This window comes from Pseudoalteromonas sp. TAP-3C, assembly GCF_059888565.1.
On the sequence record NZ_CM187618.1, the window covers coordinates 2,843,060 to 2,865,968 of the forward strand.

Genomic DNA, 22,909 nt, shown 5'->3' on the forward strand with positions numbered 1-22,909 from the left:
ATTATCCAAAAAAGAATAACTTGATTTAGGACAATATATGAACACCAGTTACCCACAAATTATTATTTATAATGCTGAAATTGAACTAATAGAAAATACCGATGAGTTACATGACTTTATTTATACTATGGACATGAATGAGCAGCAAAACGTGGTTATTTTAGATAAAGTAAGTGGTTATCAAGATTTAAATGGTGATGCACATAAGGCACTCAGTTCGAGTCAATTAGCCCAGCTAGTAAAAGAATATTTAGCAAAAGAAGGGCTATGTTGCTTAAGTAAAATACAGCAGCTTACACCTAGCCAAGCGTTTAAATTACTCGCCGAAATCAACTAAGGCTTTAACATGTGCAATAGCGCTGCGCCCCAAAGCAGAGAGCGAATACCCCCCTTCTAGGTAAGAAATAATACCCAAGCAATGGTACTGTTGGCTAAATTGCGCTAACTGCTCACTAAGCCATATGTAATCAGTTTCAACAAACTTAAGGCTGGCCATATCATCTTCAAGGTGTGCATCAAATCCCGCACTAATAAATAGCAGCTCAGGCTTAAACTCTGTCAATTTTGGTAGCCATTGCTGCTCATATACTGCTTTTAAATCGTTGCCGTCACTGGCTATGGGTAACGGTGAATTAACTAAGGTGGCATTATTTTTTACCGCAGTATTTGGGTAAAATGGGTGCTGAAATAACGAGCACAACAACACATTGTCGTCATCAATAAAAATATCTTGTGTGCCGTTACCATGGTGTACATCAAAATCAACAATAGCAATGCGTTTAACCCATTTGCTTTGTGCATATTTAACCGCAATCGCAAGATTATTAAACACACAAAAGCCAGAAGAGCTATCTCGGTTAGCATGATGCCCGGGTGGGCGCACCGAACAAAACGCTGCATCGAGTTTACCCGCTAAAATCTCATCTACAGCCAATAAGCCAGCACCAACAGCGCGCTCAATCGCTTTTAAAGAGTCAGGACATAACCAAGTGTCACCATCTAAATCACTAAGTCCTTGTGTTGGGATCATGTCCTCAACATGTTTTACGTGCTGCTCACTATGCACTAATAAATAGTGCTCACGCAACGCCTTGGGAGCTTGCTTTTGTTCAATAGCCACATCGAGACCGCTGGCAAGTAAACGGTCGTTAATGGCATCTAAACGCTCTGGGCATTCTGGATGATCGTCAATCATTTTATGTTTGCGACAGTCAGGGTGAGAAATAATCGCAGTGCGCATAGCTAACTCCAAAAATAAGTTATCCAACGAGTATAACAAAGCCACCTTTGGGTGGCTTTGCGACTTTGGTTGATACTAAACCACTATTTAGCCTTTAAATCCTGACGAATCCCCACAAAATAAAAATTAATGGTAGACTCTCATGATTATTTGTGATCAAATTTTTTCACTATAAAAAAACTCACTCATAATCATGAAAGCCACCGAAATATTACACAAAGATATTGCCATTGCCTACCCTGAAATTCATAAAACACGTTTAAATACAGTCTTTACGTTTGTTAACTCAGGCTTGCGTGACCAGCGCGTTACTGTCACTTACCTAGGCCGCGGATTAAAATCATTTTCTAATACCGATAAAAAACATGATATTAAACGCGCAGACCGTTTGATTGGTAATGCTAACCTGCATCAAGAACGTCTTTGTTTCTATGAACATATGACCGAATGCTTAGTAGGCCAGCAACAACACCCACTTATTATCGTTGACTGGTCACCTATTAATGGCGGCGAAATATTTCAAGTGCTCAGGGCAAGCATACCAATGGGGGGAAGAGCGTTAACGCTCTATGAAAAAGTGTATCCTGAAAGCGAATTAAATACCGAAGCGGCTCATCAACACTTACTCGATAGCTTGGCACAGTGTTTACCTGCAGATTGTCAGCCTATTATTTTATCTGATGCTATTTTTAGAACGCCATGGTTTAAAGCCATAGAAGATAAAGGCTGGTATTGGCTTGGGCGCGTCAGAGGCAATGTGACCTTATCTAGCGACCTTGAGACATGGCGAAATTGTAAATCATGGTTTGAGCAAGCAACAGATAAACCACACCTTCTGACACAGATTTACTACGGAAAAACAGTTCGTTTCGCGTGCCAAGGTGTTTTGTTTAGAGGGAAAAACAAGGGACGTAAAAAAATCAAAAAACGGGGTGGGCAATCTCAATGTACAACGGTTAAATACCAACAACAAAAGGCCAAAGAGCCTTGGCTACTTGTGTTTAATTTACCTACACAATTTACAGATAAGCCTCAACGGATTGTGACTTTATATAAACAACGTATGCAAATAGAAGAAAGTTTCAGAGACACTAAGAATGCAAAACTTGGCATTAGTTTAGCCTTTGCAAATTCAAGAAGCGCAGAAAGGTTTGATAATTTATTGCTCATAGCGGCGTTAATGTTGTTTGTCTTATGGTGCATAGGGTACACCGTGTCGGCACAACAAGGGGATGCGGCATTACAAGCGAATACAGAGAAAAAACGACGAGTATTGTCCTATATTTATCTTGGCAAAGAAGTGGTTGATGATCCTAGGTATGAGCCTGATGGGCAGTTCATTATTTATGTGTATAGCCAGTTGTCACTTCTGACTATACAAATTGATAATTTAGGCTAAATTCGTGGGGATCTCTCAGCTTTAAATCTAAATTTCTAAAGTCAAAACTAAAGTCGGTTACCTGGGTTGAAACTGCGTTCATTTTCGCTGATTCAACACGATTATCTGTATTCATTGAAAAGTGAATATAAGCATCTGCTTCTAATAACTTTTCATCCCACTTAACAATAAAAGTATTGCCTGTGTAATGCACCAGCTCACCTTTAAGGCGTTTTGTATGGGTAAAATCAATACGTAACCTACCATCTAGCTCTTCAACTATCACATCGCCATACCAATTATCATGCAAAGTGCCGGTGTAATTAATATTCGGTAATGCCGGTTGCATATCTGTTGGCGCTTTTGCTGCAGCGTTAGCATAGGCTTTTTCTTTGCCTGCAAAATGCTTTTTAGCTAACTCTTCAACCCAATCTTTATCTTCAAGCTCTAACACATCTTCGAGTACTTCATGAGTCACCGCTGATAATGCAGAAAACGCTTGTTGGTTACTGAGTATTACAATTCCCACGTTTTTTTCAGGTAAAAGAGTAACCTGCGACACCATGCCTAAAATCCCACCCCCATGGGAGAGTTTTTTAACGCCGTGGTAATCTTCAATACTCCAGCCTAACCCATAGCCTCTAAATTGCTGATGATACGCTTCATAGGCACTTTTAGATGCCAATGAGGTGATATGTGGGTGCCACATTTGTACTTGCTGTTTTTCACTAAACAGCTGCTCGCCGTTAGGCATTTTGCCACCAGCCAGTTGCGTACGTAGCCACTGGCTCATATCACTAGCGCTTGATGCAATCGCCCCTGCGCCTCTAAAGTCCTCAATGTAATTAACAAAAAAAGGATGTAATTTGTTATCCATTGGGATATGCCCAATCGCCCAGTTTTTGTTATTTTTAGGGATACGTGAAAAACCAGTGCGCGAGTTGCTCATATTTAGCGGCTGTAGAATGTTTTTTTCAATGTAGTCGTTCCAGCTCATCCCTGATATACGTGCGACCACTTCACCGGCAGTGATAAACATTAGATTGCTATAAGCATATTGGCTACGAAAGCTGCTCGCAGGTTTTAAATATTGCAGCCCCGATAAAATATCAGCGACCGATTTATCTGTACTTGGCCAAATCATTAAATCGCCTTGACCAAGCCCTAAACCACTGCGATGACTTAGCAAGTCGCGTATGCGCATTTCACGAGTAACGTAAGAATCGTACAACCTAAACTCAGGAAGGTGATCAATGACACGGTCATCCCAGCTTAATTTTCCTTCATCCACCAGCTTAGCCAGTGCGGCACTGGTGAATGCTTTAGTATTTGAAGCAATACCAAATAAAGTATCTTTATTAACCTTGCTATTGGTATTTAAGTTAGCAACACCAAACCCTTTAGCGAACACGACCTTGTCGTTTTCAACAATAGCAACGGCCATTTCAGGCACATCAAAACGCGCCATTGAGGTGTTGATAACATTCGTTATTTTATCGGTATCAACCGCTGCAGCGCTGGTAAACGCCCAGCCTGACAATAATGCTGCAGCCGCTAATTTTTTTAGTTTCATAGTGTTACCTTTACGTTATTATTATTTAGTGTTGATGAACTGCAAATTCAATCTCAGCCCTATTTCTATCACTATCTTGCTTACTTGGATACGCTAAAATACGTTGACTATAATGCTCAGGAACACCCGCCTCAAGCGCGCCACGATATACATGCTGTACGTACCAATCATAAGGTAATAAGTCATCATTATGGGTGTTAGCGATATAGCAATGCACATTGATATCATCACCCTCTAAAAGGCTAACGGTTAAATCAACACAGTCGTAATTGGGGCCTTCAATGTCATCTAAAATTCGTTTTTCGTCTTCACTTAGCTGATACACCACCCCGTATACAACCGCATCAGGCTCATTAGTAGGTACAATCGTGCACTTACCTGAACCATCTGTAAAAGCCATATTAAACGTTAGTTTATAGCCTTTAAGTAGCGCAGTACCCACACGTTTTGCGTTAGGTAAACGTGCTAATAAGCGCTTAGATGACATATTAGAACCAAACGAAAAATTATATAACACCATGCTATTCCTTAGTTAAATAACAACTCGCACAGCCAGTGCGATTAAAATAATGCCAATGCCGCGATCAAACCAATAACCACTTTGCTCAAAAAAATGACGCACGCGTGCTTTTGATAACATTAACGATAAAATAGAAAACCAAGCCCACGTAGCCAGTGCCATATAAACACCATATCCTAGCTGCACTACTATCGGCGTAGTTGGGCTAATAACTAAAGTAAACAATGACATAAAAAACAGTGTTGCTTTAGGGTTCAGTGCATTAGTAAAAAAGCCACGTCGAAATGCACGCCATGCTGGTTCAGGTGCAAGAGGAGGCTTAAGCGGCTCATCAGATGACGTACTTGTAGGTTTAGCACTGCGCAGCGCCTGCACACCTAAATACGCTAAATACCCCCCCGCTATGTATTTAAGCGCCATAAACAACGAGGGGGATTGAGTTAAAATAAGCGCCACTCCCAATACACAATAAGCAATGTGTAATAAAATAGCTGCCCCAACCCCTGCACTTGTCCATAAGGCGTTTAGCCTGCCATGTTGTACACTTTGTTTAAGTACCACGGCAAAGTCGGGCCCAGGACTTGCCACTGCAAAAAAGTGAGCTGCGGCAATCAATAAAAATTCATCTAAGTAGTTCATAATTAACGGGCTTGCTCTGGCGAAAACGCTAACAGCAATGGGTTAGCTGATTGGTTGATCAAAGCTTTTATTTCTTTTTGCGCTTTTTTAAACTGGCTCCGTAAATGGGGTTTTAAGTGTTTTTTAGCGTGTTTATCTTGCTTAAAGTAGCTCACCAACGCATGCATAAATACGGTATGCGTTTCACTGAGCGCTGCTTCGCGATTTGCATACGGGTTATAACATGAGCCACAACCACCTTTAAACTGGTACACGGTATTGCTCATCATCACCCCAAAACCTAAAAAACACGCCAAAGCATCGGTTGCTTGGGGTAAATAGTCTTTACCACCAGGGGGCAATACCCCCAGGGGGCAATACCCCCAGGGGGCAATACCCCCAGGGGGCAATACCCCCACGTGATGAATTAATATAGTGGCAAGAGTACCGGCAAAACTCGCCACTAAATCCTGCGGTTGATTAATTTGATTAGGGTTAAACGACACATTAATGGTATGACTTGGTGGCACGATTAAATGGCAATGCTCGCCACGTAAACGCTGACTAAATTCAAAATGTGGAAACACCTGAGGTTTAAGTTGTTGTGGAGCAACGAGGGTTATCGGCCATTCATTCATGCCGGCATAGTGTTTTACACGGGCAAACACTTTACTGGCCATTTCCTCAATACTTGAAACCGAGTCAGGAAAAAACTCAACCGTTGGCAAAATAATTTGGCTGTGTTTGGTGAAAAAATCCAAATCAAAGTTTTCTGCTGCCCAAATAAAAGTATCAACTAGCCATTGCTGCTCTTGTTGTGCCAATAAGGGCTTTGATTTAAATAAGGTTAGCATAAATTACTCTTGCCCTTTCGCCCATTGCCATGCTTGGGTATTGTATAAAGGCACCGTAGAGAGCGCATGATGATGACTGCCCGTAGACTCTTTGGTTGAGTACGATAGGTACAATAGTGTATGTGCTTTAGCATCATAAATACGACGCACTTTTAATGACTTAAACAAAATACTCTTAGATGATTTAAACACCACTTCACCCGACTTACTGCGGTCAATGGCTTGCAATTGATCTGCGGTTATTGGCCCTGTTTGACGACACGCAATCGACATATCTGAGGGATCTGAAAAGTCTAAATTCGCCTCAATATGGCTAATATGACAAGTTACCCCAGTCACTAACGGGTCTTGCTGAGAATTTACCACCACATCTTTAGTGGTAAATAGCCCAAGACTTACTGAAGCAACATCATCAGAGCAACCACTCAACCCCGCTAAACATGCAATTAGTCCACCTATTTTGAGATACTTCATAGTCAGCCCTTGATCCATAATAAAATTAAAGTCACATCTTATACTAAACGCTTTCACCGCGATAAAACAAACTTTATCCGCCAACTAAATACTGCAACGTGTTAAAGACTTCATTTTCAATAAGCTGAACAAACAAGTAATAAATATAATTTTAAAAATTAATCACCATGGGGTTAGCGTGTACAAACCCGTTTGATATAATTGAATCAACCAACCTAAAGAGGATGCGCTAAATGCCGCACGTTATTATTGAACACTCAGAAGATCTGCCTTTATTACCTCAAGTTCTTGTGGAAAAAATTCATACTACAACATTTGAAAGTGGCTTATTTGATTTAGAAACAATAAAAACCCGTGCTATTGCATATCAGCATTATCAATTAGGTGTAGGTAAAGATGGATTTATTCATATTGCGGTGCATATTATGGCTGGGCGTTCTATTGAGCAAAAGCAAAAGCTAAGTGAGCAGTTACTCGCGTGCTTGCAAACCTATTGCAGAGATTCTGACAGCTTGAGCGTTAATATTTACGAAATGGATCACGAGATTTATCGTAAAAATTAACCGCAATTATAGTTTATCGCTTACTTGTATTGAGGATAAAATAGCCAGCTCAATACTACAATTTAAATAAGAATTAAAAATTAAAAGCCAGCTATTTAGCTGGCTTTTAATTTTACTGTTAAGCATATTTTAGCGAAGGAATAGCTGTTACTCCATCAGGAAGTACCATATTTTCAGCCTCCCAAGTATCTAACTTTGCCTGCATGTTGATCCAGATAGATACTCCTGTACCTGTAGCTTCAGAAAGCCTTCTAGCCATAGCATGAGAGCATTTTGCTTTACCATTTACAAACTCACTCAACGCCTTTCTAGATATACCAAGATATTCAGCGGCTTTAGTAATAGATATGCCTCTTTCATCCAGTACGGTGAACTTGAAAAACTCACCAGGATGTGATGGTTTTCTAGTTTGTCTCATTTTAATCTCCAAATTTCCCTTATTTAGGGGAGGGGCTGTTAAAGTAATTAACAGCCTTTTTATGGATAAAACTAGCCTGCTTTGATGTTTTTACCATGATAATCACGATAATCTAATAATACGGCGCCATCATCTTTTATTTGAAACGTGATTCGCCAATTACCATTAACCTCAATACTGAAAACACCTTCACCTGAACCTTTTTTCTCTGAAAACTTACTATTATAAAGGGCTTTCAAATCTTTAGGATGATGGGAAGAGTCTATAGCATCTAGTATATATCCAACTTTTTTTAAGTGGTCGCTTTGAATTCCACTTGGGTTGTCATCGTAAAAGAACCTTTTAAGTCCTTTATGTCTAAAACTTTTAATTGCCATGCCACACCTCCTTCGCATTCCGTATAATTTATATAATTAGTCATAATTTTACCTTATTGGTTTTTTATATTGTTTTATCAACAAACTAATGCCTAACTATTGAATTACTTTATGCTTTTAGCCTTCACTATAGAGGATGTAGTCACTGATTAATTAAAATGGTAACGCGTAACGTTACACTTGTCAATGCGTGTTTTTAGTGATTATATTGCCTTGTTGCTATTTCAAAATGAGGCATCATGAGCAATATCTAATCATATAGCAACAAGCTTTTCTGATTAGAAGTGAAGCTCTGTAAAAGGTGAGGAATTAATCATATCAAACATATAGAGATGTTTTCCGCTACACTAAAGTAGCACAGGGTAATTTCTGTTAGTAGCCATTTACTTGGAAAGCTTTGAAAAGTGGTGGCCCCTCCCAGACTCGAACTGGGGACCTAACGATTATGAGTCGTGTGCTCTAACCAACTGAGCTAAGGGGCCATTTTTGTATAACTGACACAGTTAATTTTTGAAGCGTTTAGCCACTGAGCGACTAAAGCGGGTTGCAGTATAAAAAGTTTTTATGGGCTTGTCACTAGCAAATAGCTTTATTTTAACAATCAAGGGGCTAACTGCTCAAATAGTAGGCTTTAATACTTAATGATGATGACTTTTATGCATCGAATCCATTAATTGAATAGCAGCCTGAGTAACATACATACATACATACATACCTTTGGTGGCACTTAGCAACTCAGAATCACGTGCTCTGCTACACTACGACATTATTTTCTGGCAATAATATAAATCGCATGGATTAGCCCTGGGAAATAGCCGAGTAAGGTTAACAAAATATTTAACCAAAAGTGCATGCCTAATCCCACCTGTAAAAACACGCCAAGCGGTGGCAATAAAATAGAAAAAATAATTCTAATGATATCCATAATCTAATCCCTTTAAAGTTAGCAAAGCAAAAAGCCCAGCAAGGCTGGGCTATTAGTATAGTGCACTATTGTGCAATAACAGTTAACTTATCAACAACTTTGCGAACATCTTTGGCATTTTTAGCAATTTTCACTGCTAACTGCTTTTCAGCACTCGATTTCACAGACCCTTTGAGGGTTACCACACCGTTATCGGTAGTTACATCAATATCTGTACCGCTTACTTCTGAATCAAATAAGTAACGCGTAGTGATTACCGTGGTAATTTTAGCATCGGTTAAATTACTTTCCGTGTCGCTACTCATCATCTTATCATCATGCTTTTTAGCGTCGGTATTTTTTACCACAGTTAGACTGTTTTCAACTTCCGTTACGCCGTCTAAACTTAGCACAAGCTCTTCAGCTAGCTCTTTGTTTACTTCGCTACTAACTTTACCTGTCAATATTACTTTGCCGTTTTTCACATCCGTGTTGATATCAAAGTTGTTTAGGTTAGTGTTCATAAGCAGTACTGTTTCTGCTTTTCCATCAATCCAAGCATCTTTACTTTCGTTTTCCCAGCTGCTTGCCTGTGCACCCATTGCGGTTGTTCCTAACACTAGGGCTGCAATCATAGACTTATTAAATACTTTCATAATCGTTCTCCTTTTAGTTGACTTAGGGTAATGCGAATATCGGGCCATAATTAATTAAAGTTTAATTTCAATAACTTAACTTTATTTTGGGCTAATTAGCTTGAACTTAAAAAGTAAACATTTACAGGCTATTGAGTAAAAGTTTCTCAAATAGCGTAACTTACTAAATAATTGTATATTTGGTTATAAGTCGTTATTTCGCTCACTAGGTACATCACTCATGTACTCTACAAACTCAACTTCAAACCCTGCAGGGTCAATATAATAAATGTTTTTTCTAAATGGATTCACAGCACCTTCTTTACTTATTGCAAAGCCCGCATGTTTTAGGCGCGCTATTACTGCATTTAAGTTATTGGTTACATAGGCAAAGTGTGCCAAACCAATTTGATGTCCTGATAGGTCGCGGTTTTTCCCTTCACCGTGATCGCTTATAGCAATATATTGCTCGTTATCACCAAAATGTACCCAGCGCCTTGGTTTACCATACCAGGTTCCTTCTCCCTCACTTCTAATTGACCAATAGGGAAACGCTGCTTGGTAAAACTTAAGCATGGCGTCTATATCACTAACAACTAAATTCACGTGCTCTAATTTCATAACTTTCTTCCTGTTGATTGAGTATGAAACATCATAAAACCTCAAGCTAACTTTAGGTAAAGCGCTAATCCACAAATTTATTGTCGTTTTTATTTTGATAAATATATTGAAAGTTCATACCTGTACAAAAATCCCCCATAAGTATTTAGGCTTTATGGTTTACTTTATGGCAAAAACCGCTAAAATATGCCGGCTTAAATATATAAACGTTCTTTTACAACCCAAAGGTAATACCATGCATCCAATGTTAAACATTGCGGTTCGCGCTGCGCGTAACGCAGGCAAACTTATTCTTCGTGCAAGTGAAGACTTATCAAAAGTTGAAGTGCAACAAAAAGGCACTAATGATTTAGTTACTAACATTGATAAAGAAGCTGAAGCCGTAATTCGTGACACTATCTTACGCTCCTTTCCTGATCACTGCATTGTTGGCGAAGAATTAGGCGAACACAAAGGTAAAGATGCTGATTACCAATGGATTGTTGACCCACTTGATGGCACAACAAACTTCATCAAGGGTATTCCTCATTACGCAGTATCCATTGCACTTAAAGTTAAAGGCCGTTTAGACCAAGCTGTGATTTACGATCCAATTCGGGGCGAGCTTTTCACTGCCTCTCGCGGTCAAGGCGCACAGTTAAATAGCAAACGCTTACGCGTATCTAAAACCGTTGAACTTGCGGGTTCAATACTTGCCACCGGTTTTCCTTTCAAACAAAAACACCACTTAGATGCCTACTCTGACGCGTTTAAAGCCTTATTTGTACACACGGCTGATATTCGTCGTGCAGGTTCTGCAGCGCTTGATATGGCGTATGTTGCAGCAGGCCGTGTTGACGGTTTCTTTGAAATCGGTTTAAAACCGTGGGATACAGCCGCAGGCGAGCTATTAGTTAAAGAAGCTGGCGGCATGGTTGTTGATTTTGCTGGTGGTAATAACTACAACGTGAGCGGTAACGTTATTTGTGGTGCACCTAAGCTAACACAAGCAATTGTTCGTGAAATGCGCCCTGTATTATCTGAGTCGTTATTACGTTAATCGCAATATTATTGCTAAAAAAGGAGCTTAGGCTCCTTTTTTGTTTTTAGTTGCTCTGCATTAAAGTTTACTTAGCCTGTGCAGTGATCCGTATCACTGCAGTTGCAGGCATTCTTCGTTTACAAATAAATAAATAGCTATGTTTATAGCGTTTAGCTTCCTTTTTCGCATCAGTTGCTAGTGCAGCCACTTGATGGCTATTTTTGCATTGCTGCAGATCCGGCTCCACCAAACCTATAGATAATGTAAGCAAAGGAACAAACTGCTTTTCGCCTTCGCGATTAGTCGCCCAATACCCTTTTCTTGCAATGTGCTCTGGTGTAAAAAATACCCGCGACTGCAATTCAAATTGCGCAATGATCTTATTACAAACTTCAACAGCATCTTTTTGTTCAAACACCACCATAAAGTCATCACCGCCTATATGTCCTACAAAGTTAGAGCTTTGCGAACACGCTTTTACAGTCACATCGGCCAGTAACTTTATAACACTATCACCACTGGCATAACCGTATAAATCATTGAATTGTTTAAAGTGATTTAAGTCTATATACGCTAATGAGAATGGCTGTTTATTGCGCAGTCGCTGTTCTATTACTTCGCTAATGGCCACATTACCTGGCAACATAGTAAGCGGATTAGCATGTTGGGCATGACGAATTTTTTCTGCTGTAATGTGCTTTAGTATATCTCTGAGCGGCGCTAAGCCTAAATATTTATTGTTACGTGTAATAACAATATGACGACGAATATCAAAATCTTGCTCTGTTATTTGCTGAGAGACAATATCAAGCATTTGATTTTCATCAACCACTAATGGCTGTTTATCCATTAGCTCTGTTACTTCATATTTATCATAAAGCGCATGCCCATAAGGCGCTGCAAATACCTCTGTTAACTGATCTTTGTGTAACAGGCCTATTGGCTGTTGTCTGTTATCTAAAACGGGTAGGCTAATTATGCTTTTATCTTGCTCAAACAGCGCATGGGCTTCTTTACAGCGTGTGTGACTGCTAATTGCAAGCTGTGTAACAGCAAGGACACCTATAACCAGTGACTGTTCAAATTTTGCCGATGACTGGGTAAATGTAATTGCCTGTAATAGCTTAGAGTTATAGTCATAGCTTGGTTGCTGACTGGGTCTTTCTAGTAAAAATCCCTGAACATTGCTAATCCCTATACTTTGTACTAGTTTTAGTTCTTCTGCGCGCTCAACCCCCTCAGCAATAACGATTGTATTTGTAGCGCGCGCTAAAACCATAATTGATTTTAAAAACTCTTTTTTAACCTCACTTTGATCACAATGATCAATAAAATAACGATCTATTTTTACAATGTCGGGGCACAACTGTGACCACTGTTTTAAGCCCGAATAACCCGCTCCAAGGTCGTCAATAGCAATAGTGAAGCCTAACTCTCGATAGTGAGCAATCGTTTTTAACAGTAAAAAGCCATCATCTACCTTTTCTTGCTCGGTTACCTCAATCACTACTCGATTAGCAGCAAGACCAAACTGTTTAATTAAATGTAGGGTTTCACCTTTAGGGTGGCTAGAATAAAGTAAAATTTTAGGACTGACATTGAGGAATAATTTACCCGAAAGGTTTAACTTCACAAATCGTTCAATGGCACGAGAGCGACATAGAAGCTCAAGCTCTGAAATGAGTTGATATTTATGAGCCGTTTCAAATAGTGTGTTTGGCATTTCTAATAAACTATTTTTTGGACCTCGACTCAGTGCCTCATAACCAATAATAGATTGCTTAGCTATATCAAAAATAGGTTGGAACAAGGTTGTTATTGCTCCTTGCTGTAAAATTGATACTAAGGCTTTGCGTTGCTCTGGCATTACTAGCTCTTATCAGAATTAAATAAGAGCAGCAAAATATCAACAAAATATGACAATTGTGCTGCAGATCAGCATAGCCAACAAAAAACCGCTCACAAGGAGCGGTTTTCTCACAAGGCAATTTAATTCCAATTAAGGCATTGGATCTAAATCAGCCCCTTCTTTTTCAATGACTTCTGGTATTAAATCTTCTTTGCTTACACCCATGGCAATAGCCACTGAGCTGGCAATATAAACAGACGAATAAGTACCAATAAACACACCAAATAATAGTGCCGTAGCAAAACCATGAATCGTTTGGCCGCCCCATACAAATAACGCAATTAATACCAAAATAGTAGTAATTGATGTTACTAAAGTACGGTTAAGTGTTTGCGTAAGCGAAATGTCAATAATTTCAACAGTGTCGTCAATACGTACTTTACGGAAGTTTTCACGAATACGGTCAGATACAACAATAGTATCGTTGAGCGAGTAACCAATTACGGCGAGTATTGCTGCCAAAATAGTTAAGTCAAACTCTAAACCAAGTACAGAGAACAAACCAATCGTAATAATAACGTCGTGTAAAAGCGCACCTACCGCCCCCACAGCAAAGCGCCATTCAAAGCGAAACGCCACGTAAATTAAGATACAGATAAGCGCAGTTAACATCGCAAGGCCACCCTGCTCTTTTAAGTCTTCACCTACACTTGGCCCTACAAACTCAATACGACGCATCACTACGCTGTCATCAGCTTTTTTAAGCGCTGCAATCACTTGGTTGCCAATCACTTCTGCTTTTACATCATCACCACGAGGCGCTAAACGCACCAGTATTTCTTGGCTTGAACCAAAAAGCTGCACTGATGCATCAGCAAAATCATTTTCTGCTAATACACTGCGCACTTTTTGAAGATCAGCAGGCTGTGAAAAACCCACCTCAACCGCTGTACCGCCAGTAAAGTCTAAACCAAAGTTTAAGCCCTTAACAAAAAGTGACGCAAGCGACGCTATAATTAATAACGTCGAAAAGCCCATTGCCACTTTTCGAAGAGACATGAAACGAAGGGTTTTTCCACCCAATCTTAAAATTTGCATGTCTGCTCCTTAAATTGAAAGTTTATCAACACGTTTACCACCAATAAATAGGTTGATCACCGCGCGGGTACCTACAATCGCTGTAAACATGGAGGTTAAAATACCAATGGCTAGGGTTACCGCAAAGCCTGCAACAGGACCAGTACCAACAGCAAACAAGATAATCGCCGCGATTAATGTGGTGATATTGGCATCAAATATAGTGCTAAAAGCGCTATCGTAACCAAAATGAACAGCTTGTTGCGGGCTACGCCCATCGGCCAGCTCTTCACGAATACGTTCAAATATAAGTACGTTCGCATCAACAGCCATACCCACGGTTAATACAATACCTGCGATACCCGGTAAAGTAAGTGTTGCACCTGGAATTAACGACATAACCCCAATAATAAGTACTAAGTTGGCAGCCAGTGCGATATTAGCAACTAAGCCAAAGCCTTTGTAATAAATAAGCATAAAGGCCAGTACAAATGCAAAACCAAGGGCAACAGCGGTCATACCCGCTTCAATGTTTTCTTGACCTAGGCTTGGCCCAACCGTGCGCTCTTCTACTATTTGAATAGGCGCTACCAATGCACCTGCACGTAGCAGTAAACTTAAGTTATGTGCTTCAGCGGGATTATCAATTCCGGTAATACGGAACGAGCGGTCAAGGCGCGCTTGAATGGTTGCCACATTAATCACTTCTTCCACTTTAATCGGCGGAAGTGCTTTACCGTCACTGTCTTTTTTCCCTGATGGCTTGTACTCAATAAACACGGTCGCCATACGTTTACCAATAGCACGCTTGGTGAAGGCATTCATTTTTGCCCCGCCTTTGCTATCAAGTTTAATACTTACCTGTGGGCGTTGATATTCATCGGCGCCAGATTGTGCACCTGTAATATGGCTACCTCCTAAAATAACACGTTTTTTAAGCACCACCGGATAACCGTCACGGCTCATGATCATCTCAGTACCCGGCGGGATACGACCTTGAGCAGCGGCGCCTAAATCGGCATTTTCATCAACTTCACGAAACTCAAGTGTTGCCGTTGCCCCTAAAATCTCTTTAGCGCGGGCAGTATCTTGAATACCGGGTAGTTGCACAATAATACGCTCAGCTCCTTGACGCTGTACGTTTGGCTCTGCCACCCCAATTTGGTTGATACGATTACGAATAATAGTTTCGTTTTGTTTGATTGCGTAGTCACGAATTTCTTTAAGTTTTTGCTCACTCATGGTGGCAAAAAATGCGTTATCGTTACTGCTGTCATCAATATAAACGTTCAGTGGGTAGCGGCTTTGTAAAAAACGCTCTGCAGCGTCTTTATCTTCTTCGTTACGCATTTCTACACGCATACGCTCAGAGCCTGCTACACGACGAACACTTCGATAGCGCAATTTTTCTTCGCGCAAATCGCTACGAAAATCTTGCTCCATTTGCTCTAACTGATTATCAACCGCCGTCACCATATCGATTTCCATGGTGAAATGAACACCACCACTTAAATCTAAACCTAGTTTCATTGGGTTACCACCCAGCGACTTTAACCAAGCCGGCTGCGCAGGCGCCATATTAATAGCTGAAATATAATCTTTACTGAGCGAGTTACGTAATAAGTCTTGCGCTTTTAACTGATCTTCAACATTTTTAAAACGAACGAGAATTTGTCCGTCTTCAAGTTTTGTCGATTTCGCGCTTACGTTATCTTTTTTGAGGATTGCGTTTACTTTGTCTACAACACTGAGATCAACATCTGTCCCTTTAGCGCCAGAAACTTGTATGGCCGGATCACGGCCATACAAGTTTGGTGAAGCATATAAAAGACCAATGGCTAACACAGCTAAAACAAGTAAATACTTCCAAACTGGAAACTTGTTTAACACAGGGTCATCCTTATTATTTTTATAGCGACTTCATAGTGCCTTTTGGCAATACAGCAGATACGGCTGATTTTTGAACGGTGACGTCTGCTTGCTCGTTTAACGAAATCACGATGAAATCTTTATCTTCAGCAATTTTAACTATTTTACCCACTAAACCACCTTGGGTAAGTACTTCATCACCTTTAGCCATCGCGCTCATTAAGCTTTTATGCTCTTTTACACGCTTAGCTTGCGGGCGGTAAATTAAAAAGTAAAAAACTAAACCAAAAATCGCTAACATAATTAGCATTTCCATACCGCCGCCAACAGCAGATGTACCAGCACTTGCATGTGCGTTTGAAATAAATAAACTCATAGTAATACTTCCTCTTTAATTTTAAATTTTAATTTGTTACATCAGCTAGCGCTGGCACATCTTGGCCGCGACAAGCATAAAAATCTTGAACGAATTCGTCTAGTTTACCTTCGCTAATCGCATTACGTAAACCTTCCATAACTCGTTGATAGTATCGTAAGTTATGGATAGTGTTTAGTCGTGCTCCTAAAATTTCGTTACATTTGTCTAAATGATGCAAATACGCACGCGAGTAATTATTACAAGTATGGCAATCACATTCAGGGTCAAGTGGACCCGTGTCTGTTTTATGCACTGCGTTACGAATTTTAATCACACCTGTGGTGATAAATAAATGACCATTTCGTGCATTACGTGTGGGCATTACACAGTCAAACATATCTATACCACGGCGTACCGACTCAACTAAATCTTCTGGCTTACCGACACCCATAAGGTAACGCGGTTTATTTTCTGGCATTTTATAAGCACAATGATCAAGAATATTAATCATTTCATGTTTAGGCTCACCAACCGATAAACCACCGAGTGCATAACCATCAAAACCAATGTCTTCAAGGCCCGCTTGTGATTGCGCACGAAGCTCAGGATACATACCGCCTTGAATAATACCAAACAATGCTGATGGATTGTCACCATGCCCTTCTTTTGAACGTTTAGCCCAACGAAGAGAAAGCTCCATAGAATCTTTGGCTTCTTTTTCAGTGGCAGGGTATGGCGTACACTCGTCAAATATCATCACGATATCAGCGCCTAAGTCACGCTGTACTTGCATTGACTTTTCTGGCGACATCATGATTTGGTCGCCATTAACCGGCGATTGAAACATCACCCCTTCTTCAGTGATTTTGCGCATAGCACCAAGGCTAAATACTTGGAAACCGCCTGAGTCAGTTAGAATTGGGAAATCCCAGTTCATAAAGTCGTGTAAATCACCATGCTGTTTGATGATTTCAGTACCTGGGCGCAACATTAAGTGAAATGTATTGCCTAAACATATTTGTGCACCGGTTGCTTTTACTTCATCAGGTGTCATACCTTTAACCGTGCCATAAGTACCTACCGGCATAAACGCCGGTGTTTCTATTACGCCTCGGTCAAAAATCAAGCGGCCGCGGCGCGCTTTACCATCGGTGCAGTCTAATTCAAATTTCATAATATCCTCTGTGTCGGAAAAACAGTCCAACAAGCTATAATTTAACCGCTCGATTCTACCCTTTTTAATACCCCATTACTATTAGCAGAGATAAATTCACTCTACCTAGGAGCAAAATAAAAAGAAGTTGCGCTGCAAATTATTTACGAGTTAAGAACATCGCATCGCCATAGCTAAAAAAGCGATACCGTTGTTCAATCGCAGTATTGTAGGCCCCCATAATATTGTCTTGTCCTGCAAAAGCACTGACTAACATGATCAGGGTTGATTCGGGTAAATGAAAGTTAGTTACCATGGCATCAACGACGTTAAATTGATAACCCGGAAAAATAAAAATGTCTGTGTCGCCAAAGTAAGACGCTAGCTTACCGCCATGTATTTTTGCCGCCGACTCTAACGAACGTACCGAGGTAGTACCTATGGCAATGACTCGCCCGCCTTTGGCCTTGGTGCTTGCAACCGCATCAACCACCTCTTGCGGTACTTCAATATATTCAGAGTGCATGATGTGCTCATCAACACTCTCCACTCTTACAGGCTGAAAGGTGCCAGCACCAACGTGCAAAGTTACAAATGCCATTTGCACGCCTTTGTCTTTAAGCGCAGTCATTAGCTTAGTATCGAAGTGTAACCCCGCAGTAGGTGCGGCCACAGCACCTGGCTTTTCGCCATATACCGTTTGGTAACGTTCACGGTCGGCGTCGTTATCTGGGCGGTCAATATACGGAGGAAGTGGCATGTGACCCACATCATTTAATATGTCGAGCACATTTTCACTACGATCAAACTCAAGCTCGAACAAGGTATCGTGACGCGCTACCATGATGGCTTTTGCTTTACCTTCTAAAATGAGTACATTACCCGGCTTTGGCGATTTACTGGCGCGAATATGCGCAAGTACACGGTGTTCGTCTAATACGCGTTCAACGAGTACCTCAACTTTACCGCCAGATTCTTTTTGACCAAACATACGCGCAGGTATGACTTTGGTGTTGTTAAAAACCAGTAAGTCGTTTTCGTTTACAAGTTCAAGTATGTCACTAAATATTTTATGCTCAATTTCTCCAGTTGACCCGTCTAGGCTCAGTAAACGGCTACTCGTTCTATCTGCTTTAGGAAAACGAGCAATTAATTCATTAGGTAAATCAAAGCTAAAATCAGCTACGCGCATGTTAGGTTTCCACATCAGTTAAATTCGCGCCAAGTTTATAACTATACCCAAACAACCACAAGGTGTGTGCTAAATTCCGCTACAATGACAGTATATATAATTAATCGCAGCTTATTTAAAAATGAAACTAAGGTCATTGTTGCTATAAACTACCGCTAAATATAAATTGTTATAGTTATTTAAAATCCCCCTATAAATACGCTTGTTCTTAGAGGGAAATATCATTATTCTTATTAGTTATGATCGAAATTTTTGGAGTGATACCTACGTGGCAAAACAGCTTAAATTACTAATATTAAATGCAAGTAATGATGAGCGCCAGGCTATTCGTGCCACGTTAGAGAGACTTAATGTATTTCAGTTTTTAGAAGCTTCAGATAGCCAAGACGCATTAAAAATATTAAAAAATCAAAGCGTAAACATCATTATAACTGGTCTAGATGTAGGAAAAATTGATGGCTGGCGTTTTTCTCGTATGATCCGCTCTGGTCTTTTAAAAACGCCTAAAAACACCCCTATTTTGCTTATTCCGCCTATTTATTGTGAGCGTATCGCCGAAACCACCGCACGCAGTTATGGCATAGACGCGGTACTGCCTTTTGAGCGCCAGCATATGCTGCCGCAGATACTAGCAAATGTGTTGTCGAGTCATTTAGAAAAAAGTAGCCGTTTAAACCTGTTGTTATTAGAGCCCTTTGCCAGTAGGGCCAACGATATGAGTGAGCAATTAAAGCTTAACTTTGCTATTACTCATGTAACCAACGAAAAAAATGCGCTAAGTGCTTATAATCAGCAGTCTTTTTCCATCGTGCTGCTTGATGCCACTGCAGCGCAAGCTGAAAGTTCAAATCAATTAGTCGAAAAAATACTGCAACACAACCCTCAGCAAGCCATTGTAACTATTATTGATAAGAACGATGCTGATTATGCAGAGCAATTATTACTGTCAGGCGTTACCGACTTTATCCGCGCTCCTTATGAGCCTTCATTACTAAATAAAGTGTGTGATCATGCCGCTCGTCGCGAAGATTTCATGGTCAGTTATGCTGAGTTTGCTAATAAAGTGCAACAATTAAGTGTTAGCGAAATAAAGTACCGCGACCTATTTTCAGCACATCAGCGCATTTTATTACACCTAAATACCGTTGTGCTTGAGCTAGACCAACAAGGCAATATTCGCTTTATTAATCCTGCTTGGGAGTCTTTAAGTGGTTTTGGAGTTAAATCGACCTTACAACAGCCATTAACTGTGTTTTGTACCTTGCAGTATCGACAGTCTTTACAATCGACTATTAATGATATTTTGCAAGGCGGCGCAAATAAACAAAAAATAGAAGTTAAACTGCATCAAAAAAATGGCAATTCAGTATGGGTGGAATGTCGGCTGCAGCTAATAAAAAATAGCAATAACAACGCCACCATTACCGCCACGCTCGATAATATCCAAGAGCGCAAACAAGCAGAGCTACAATTGCGCCATTTAGCACTGCATGACACTTTAACCGGCTTACATAACCGTTATTACTTTGACCAACAGCTTAATTACATTTGCCAATCAGCCAATACGCATTCAAATATTGAACATGCGCTTATTTATATTGACCTTGATCACTTTAAAATAATAAACGACAGTAAGGGCCATCAACAAGGTGATATTGTTCTAAAAGAGGTTGCTCGATTGTTTATTGCCAATATTAGTAATGAGCACCTGATCTGCCGCGTAGGTGGCGATGAGTTTGCGGTGATCCTCAAAAACACCAATTTATTAGACGCCCATTTAATCGCAGAGGGAATTTGTAGTGCTATTGAAACAAACCAATTCAAATCTGAAGAGCACATTTATTCTATTAGTTGCTCCATTGGCTTAACACAAATTACCGCCGATAACTGCGACCCCAATGAATGTTTAAAGCAATCAGATATTGCATTATATATCGCTAAAAACTTAGGGCGTAACCTAGTGCATTGCTATTCAAAGCTAGATGGTGAAAACAATGCATTACAAACCGGCTTAGAATGGGGGCACGGCGTGCGCCAAGCACTGCAACAAGATAGTATAGAGCTTCATTATCAACCCATTTGGGATTTTAAAGCCAATAAAGTCGCTTACTTTGAAGTGCTACTTAGATTAAAGCTTGATGGCGAGCTTATTTACCCTAATCAATTTATTCCCTCATTGGAAATGCTAAACGACACCTTTTTAATGGATCAGTGTGTTATTCGTAACAGCATTGCCAGTGTTGCTGCGCATCCTGAATTACTTCAAGTTGCAATAAACTTATCGGCACAGTCATTTTTAGATGAACGTTTATTACCGCTAATAGAGTCAAGCCTTGAAAAATATAATGTGTCCCCTACAAGGATTATTTTTGAAATAACCGAATCAGCCAGCGTTAATAATTTAGCAGCTACGCGTAAAATGATTGAACGGCTGAATAATTTAGGCTGTCATTTTTCAATTGATGACTTTGGCACTGGGTTTAGTACCTTTAATTATTTAAAACAACTTCCAGCACAACATGTAAAAATTGATGGTTCCTTTGTACGTGATATGCTCAATGACTCTATTGATTTAGCCTTAGTAAAAGCCATTAATGACATTAGTAAGTCGCTTAACAAGCGCTCTGTTGCCGAGTATGTAGAAACAGTAGAGGTATTTTTTGCACTCAAAGAAATTGGCATAGACTATGGCCAAGGTTATTTTATTGCCCGCCCAGTCTCTATTGATAACGTATTGAATGAATTAGAAAAAATAAAGAACAACCCTGTTTTTTATCAAGATTCCCTCACGTCGGGATAAACATCAACCAACAAATTTAAACATTTTATTACTACCAAATTTACCAATCTAACCTATACTTTGATCACACTTAGCATAATGTCATTAAAATTAAGTGATTACCTTGATTTTACATGACATCTTTATTTCTCATCGTCTAGATGGCTATGCTTTTAAAGCTCGACATATAGATATAGGGTGGATATTTATGATGCAACTAATTACATTATTATTGTTTATACACTTTGCTATTGCACTGCAATGTTATAAGTATGCACAGGTTAAAGGCTACCCTGTAAAAACCTTTACAGTGCTTGGACTCGTGCCTTACTTCAATGTGGTTGTATGGGTTTACTTACTTTTTTTGCCGCCTTTAGAAAACTATCACGGCCAACATAAACAACCACTTTAATTCCCTGTGTTATTGAGCCTATTAATCTACTGCGTAATAGGCTTTTTTAGGTTATTTAAAATCAGCACTACACTGTTTTTTTAAAAATATCTCTAACTGCTGGCTAAACAATTTAAAGTCGCGAATACGGCCTGTGGTTTTACGCCACAACACACCAATGTCACGATAAGCATCAATTTGCGATGGCGTTGCTACCATATTTTTATTGTCTAAAATTCCGGCATTAATTGCCATTTGCGGTAAAAACGTCACACCAAGTTTGTACTCCACCATACTCAATAAAGTATGCAGGCTCGCGGCTTCAAATGGGTTAATACAACTGGCTCGACTTAAATGGCATGCACTAAGCGCATGACCTGTCATACAATGCTCACGTTCAAGCAAAAATACACTCGCCTCAGGCAGTAAGTTAAAATCCTCTATGTCTTTTGCTGGTGTGTAATCTTTGTGATGCACTAAGCTAAAATGGTCTTGGGCCAATATTTGAGTATGAAATTTATCTGTTTCGTAGGGCAGCGCTAATAATGCTAAATCAATCTGACCATGCTCCAACTTATCAAGTAGTTTATCGCTGGTATCCTCAATTAATACCAATTCTAAATCCACAAATGTTTGCTGACAAAAATGATAAAGGGGGGCTGCAATAAAGCTAGCAATGGTTGGAATAACGCCAAGCGTTAATGTACCGCTAAGGGGTGTTAAAAAGCTTTTAGTTAGCTCTTTTAAACTAATGGTATCGTTAATGATTTTTCTTGAGCGCTCAACCACCTCTTCACCAATAGTGGTAAACATTAGGCTGCGATTTTCTCGCTCTATCAGCTGACACCCTAAGGTCTCTTCTAAATTTTGAATTGCGGTACTCAGGGTTGATTGACCTATAAAACAGGCACTTGCTGCTCGGCCAAAATGTTGATGTTGATGCACAGCTAACAAATACTGCAACTGTTTAATACTAGGAAGGTTAGTCATTTTTCTTTCCACAAATAAAAAGACCCCAACACCAAGGGAGTTGAGATCTTTTCAA

The 22,909-nt window shown here is 39.9% G+C and carries 24 protein-coding genes and 1 tRNA gene; 6 read left to right on the top strand and 19 right to left on the bottom strand.

The window, feature by feature from the left end:
• Window positions 1-37: 37 nt before the first annotated feature.
• Window positions 38-337 carry a DUF4144 family protein gene (locus tag AC6H44_RS13340; RefSeq protein WP_500736078.1) on the top strand — a complete coding sequence of 100 codons (300 nt, stop codon included), beginning with the start codon at window positions 38-40 and terminating at the stop codon, window positions 335-337.
• Here AC6H44_RS13340 and AC6H44_RS13345 read toward each other — a convergent pair.
• Window positions 317-1,240: a histone deacetylase family protein gene (locus tag AC6H44_RS13345; protein ID WP_500736079.1), complete on the bottom strand. Its 924-nt coding sequence runs from the start codon at window positions 1,238-1,240 to the stop codon at window positions 317-319. The two genes, AC6H44_RS13340 and AC6H44_RS13345, sit on opposite strands and share 21 nt — an antisense overlap.
• Window positions 1,241-1,433: 193 nt before the next feature.
• Here AC6H44_RS13345 and AC6H44_RS13350 point away from each other — a divergent pair, with 193 nt between their 5' ends.
• Entirely contained in the window at window positions 1,434-2,639 is a 1,206-nt protein-coding gene (locus tag AC6H44_RS13350; RefSeq protein WP_500735106.1) for an IS4 family transposase, read from the top strand.
• Here the strand turns inward: AC6H44_RS13350 and AC6H44_RS13355 are convergent.
• From AC6H44_RS13355 to AC6H44_RS13375, 5 genes are read right to left on the bottom strand one after another with little or no spacing between them, the layout of a single operon-like run.
• A complete protein-coding gene (locus AC6H44_RS13355) occupies window positions 2,614-4,191 on the bottom strand; it encodes a serine hydrolase (RefSeq protein ID WP_500736081.1) in 1,578 nt (525 codons plus the stop codon). The genes AC6H44_RS13350 and AC6H44_RS13355 overlap by 26 nt on opposite strands.
• A gap of 25 nt (window positions 4,192-4,216) precedes the next feature.
• Complete coding sequence (locus tag AC6H44_RS13360; protein ID WP_500736082.1) at window positions 4,217-4,711, bottom strand: gamma-glutamylcyclotransferase family protein; 495 nt, start codon at window positions 4,709-4,711, stop codon at window positions 4,217-4,219.
• A gap of 12 nt (window positions 4,712-4,723) precedes the next feature.
• The gene (locus tag AC6H44_RS13365; protein ID WP_500736084.1) at window positions 4,724-5,350 is read right to left on the bottom strand and encodes a LysE family translocator; all 627 of its coding nucleotides are present in this window, start codon (window positions 5,348-5,350) and stop codon (window positions 4,724-4,726) included.
• Window positions 5,351-5,352: 2 nt separating this feature from the next.
• Window positions 5,353-6,183 (bottom strand): hypothetical protein, encoded by an 831-nt coding sequence (locus AC6H44_RS13370; RefSeq protein ID WP_500736085.1) that lies wholly within the window; start codon window positions 6,181-6,183, stop codon window positions 5,353-5,355.
• A gap of 3 nt (window positions 6,184-6,186) precedes the next feature.
• The gene (locus AC6H44_RS13375) at window positions 6,187-6,657 is read right to left on the bottom strand and encodes a CreA family protein (RefSeq protein WP_500736086.1); all 471 of its coding nucleotides are present in this window, start codon (window positions 6,655-6,657) and stop codon (window positions 6,187-6,189) included.
• A 233-nt stretch (window positions 6,658-6,890) separates the two neighbouring features.
• Between AC6H44_RS13375 and AC6H44_RS13380 the strand changes: the two genes are divergently transcribed.
• A complete protein-coding gene (locus AC6H44_RS13380) occupies window positions 6,891-7,220 on the top strand; it encodes a 5-carboxymethyl-2-hydroxymuconate Delta-isomerase (protein WP_500736087.1) in 330 nt (109 codons plus the stop codon).
• A 118-nt stretch (window positions 7,221-7,338) separates the two neighbouring features.
• Here the strand turns inward: AC6H44_RS13380 and AC6H44_RS13385 are convergent, their stop codons facing one another.
• From AC6H44_RS13385 to AC6H44_RS13410, 6 genes are all read right to left on the bottom strand, one after another.
• Complete coding sequence (locus AC6H44_RS13385) at window positions 7,339-7,638, bottom strand: HigA family addiction module antitoxin (RefSeq protein ID WP_500736089.1); 300 nt, start codon at window positions 7,636-7,638, stop codon at window positions 7,339-7,341.
• 71 nt (window positions 7,639-7,709) lie between these two features.
• A complete protein-coding gene (locus AC6H44_RS13390) occupies window positions 7,710-8,015 on the bottom strand; it encodes a type II toxin-antitoxin system RelE/ParE family toxin (protein ID WP_500736090.1) in 306 nt (101 codons plus the stop codon).
• Window positions 8,016-8,420: 405 nt separating this feature from the next.
• Window positions 8,421-8,497, bottom strand: a tRNA-Ile gene (locus AC6H44_RS13395).
• A gap of 284 nt (window positions 8,498-8,781) precedes the next feature.
• Window positions 8,782-8,940 carry a YqaE/Pmp3 family membrane protein gene (locus AC6H44_RS13400; RefSeq protein WP_500736091.1) on the bottom strand — a complete coding sequence of 53 codons (159 nt, stop codon included), beginning with the start codon at window positions 8,938-8,940 and terminating at the stop codon, window positions 8,782-8,784.
• Between the two features lie 65 nt (window positions 8,941-9,005).
• Window positions 9,006-9,575 carry a BON domain-containing protein gene (locus AC6H44_RS13405; protein WP_500736092.1) on the bottom strand — a complete coding sequence of 190 codons (570 nt, stop codon included), beginning with the start codon at window positions 9,573-9,575 and terminating at the stop codon, window positions 9,006-9,008.
• 183 nt (window positions 9,576-9,758) lie between these two features.
• Window positions 9,759-10,175 (bottom strand): VOC family protein, encoded by a 417-nt coding sequence (locus AC6H44_RS13410; protein WP_500736094.1) that lies wholly within the window; start codon window positions 10,173-10,175, stop codon window positions 9,759-9,761.
• Window positions 10,176-10,410: 235 nt separating this feature from the next.
• Here AC6H44_RS13410 and suhB point away from each other — a divergent pair, with 235 nt between their 5' ends.
• Entirely contained in the window at window positions 10,411-11,214 is an 804-nt protein-coding gene (suhB, locus tag AC6H44_RS13415) for an inositol-1-monophosphatase (RefSeq protein WP_500736095.1), read from the top strand.
• A gap of 67 nt (window positions 11,215-11,281) precedes the next feature.
• Here the strand turns inward: suhB and AC6H44_RS13420 are convergent, their stop codons facing one another.
• The 6 genes from AC6H44_RS13420 to queA form a co-directional block, all read right to left on the bottom strand.
• A complete protein-coding gene (locus AC6H44_RS13420) occupies window positions 11,282-13,063 on the bottom strand; it encodes a bifunctional diguanylate cyclase/phosphodiesterase (RefSeq protein WP_500736096.1) in 1,782 nt (593 codons plus the stop codon).
• Between the two features lie 132 nt (window positions 13,064-13,195).
• Window positions 13,196-14,143 carry a protein translocase subunit SecF gene (gene secF, locus AC6H44_RS13425; RefSeq protein ID WP_500736097.1) on the bottom strand — a complete coding sequence of 316 codons (948 nt, stop codon included), beginning with the start codon at window positions 14,141-14,143 and terminating at the stop codon, window positions 13,196-13,198.
• A 9-nt stretch (window positions 14,144-14,152) separates the two neighbouring features.
• Complete coding sequence (gene secD, locus AC6H44_RS13430) at window positions 14,153-16,012, bottom strand: protein translocase subunit SecD (RefSeq protein WP_500736099.1); 1,860 nt, start codon at window positions 16,010-16,012, stop codon at window positions 14,153-14,155.
• 19 nt (window positions 16,013-16,031) lie between these two features.
• A complete protein-coding gene (gene yajC / locus AC6H44_RS13435; protein WP_500736101.1) occupies window positions 16,032-16,367 on the bottom strand; it encodes a preprotein translocase subunit YajC in 336 nt (111 codons plus the stop codon).
• Window positions 16,368-16,395: 28 nt separating this feature from the next.
• The gene (tgt, locus tag AC6H44_RS13440) at window positions 16,396-17,523 is read right to left on the bottom strand and encodes a tRNA guanosine(34) transglycosylase Tgt (protein WP_500736103.1); all 1,128 of its coding nucleotides are present in this window, start codon (window positions 17,521-17,523) and stop codon (window positions 16,396-16,398) included.
• Between the two features lie 139 nt (window positions 17,524-17,662).
• Window positions 17,663-18,694: a tRNA preQ1(34) S-adenosylmethionine ribosyltransferase-isomerase QueA gene (queA, locus tag AC6H44_RS13445; protein ID WP_500736104.1), complete on the bottom strand. Its 1,032-nt coding sequence runs from the start codon at window positions 18,692-18,694 to the stop codon at window positions 17,663-17,665.
• A gap of 268 nt (window positions 18,695-18,962) precedes the next feature.
• On the opposite strand from queA, the gene AC6H44_RS13450 reads away from it, so the two are divergent.
• Together AC6H44_RS13450 and AC6H44_RS13455 are read left to right on the top strand one after the other, a co-directional pair.
• Entirely contained in the window at window positions 18,963-21,494 is a 2,532-nt protein-coding gene (locus tag AC6H44_RS13450; RefSeq protein WP_500736106.1) for a two-component system response regulator, read from the top strand.
• Between the two features lie 187 nt (window positions 21,495-21,681).
• Window positions 21,682-21,885, top strand: coding sequence for a hypothetical protein (locus AC6H44_RS13455; protein WP_500736107.1), 204 nt, complete (start codon window positions 21,682-21,684; stop codon window positions 21,883-21,885).
• Window positions 21,886-21,936: 51 nt separating this feature from the next.
• Here the strand turns inward: AC6H44_RS13455 and AC6H44_RS13460 are convergent, their stop codons facing one another.
• On the bottom strand, window positions 21,937-22,854 hold the full coding sequence (locus tag AC6H44_RS13460) for a hydrogen peroxide-inducible genes activator (protein WP_500736108.1): 918 nt from the start codon (window positions 22,852-22,854) through the stop codon (window positions 21,937-21,939).
• Between the last annotated feature and the right edge of the window lie 55 nt (window positions 22,855-22,909).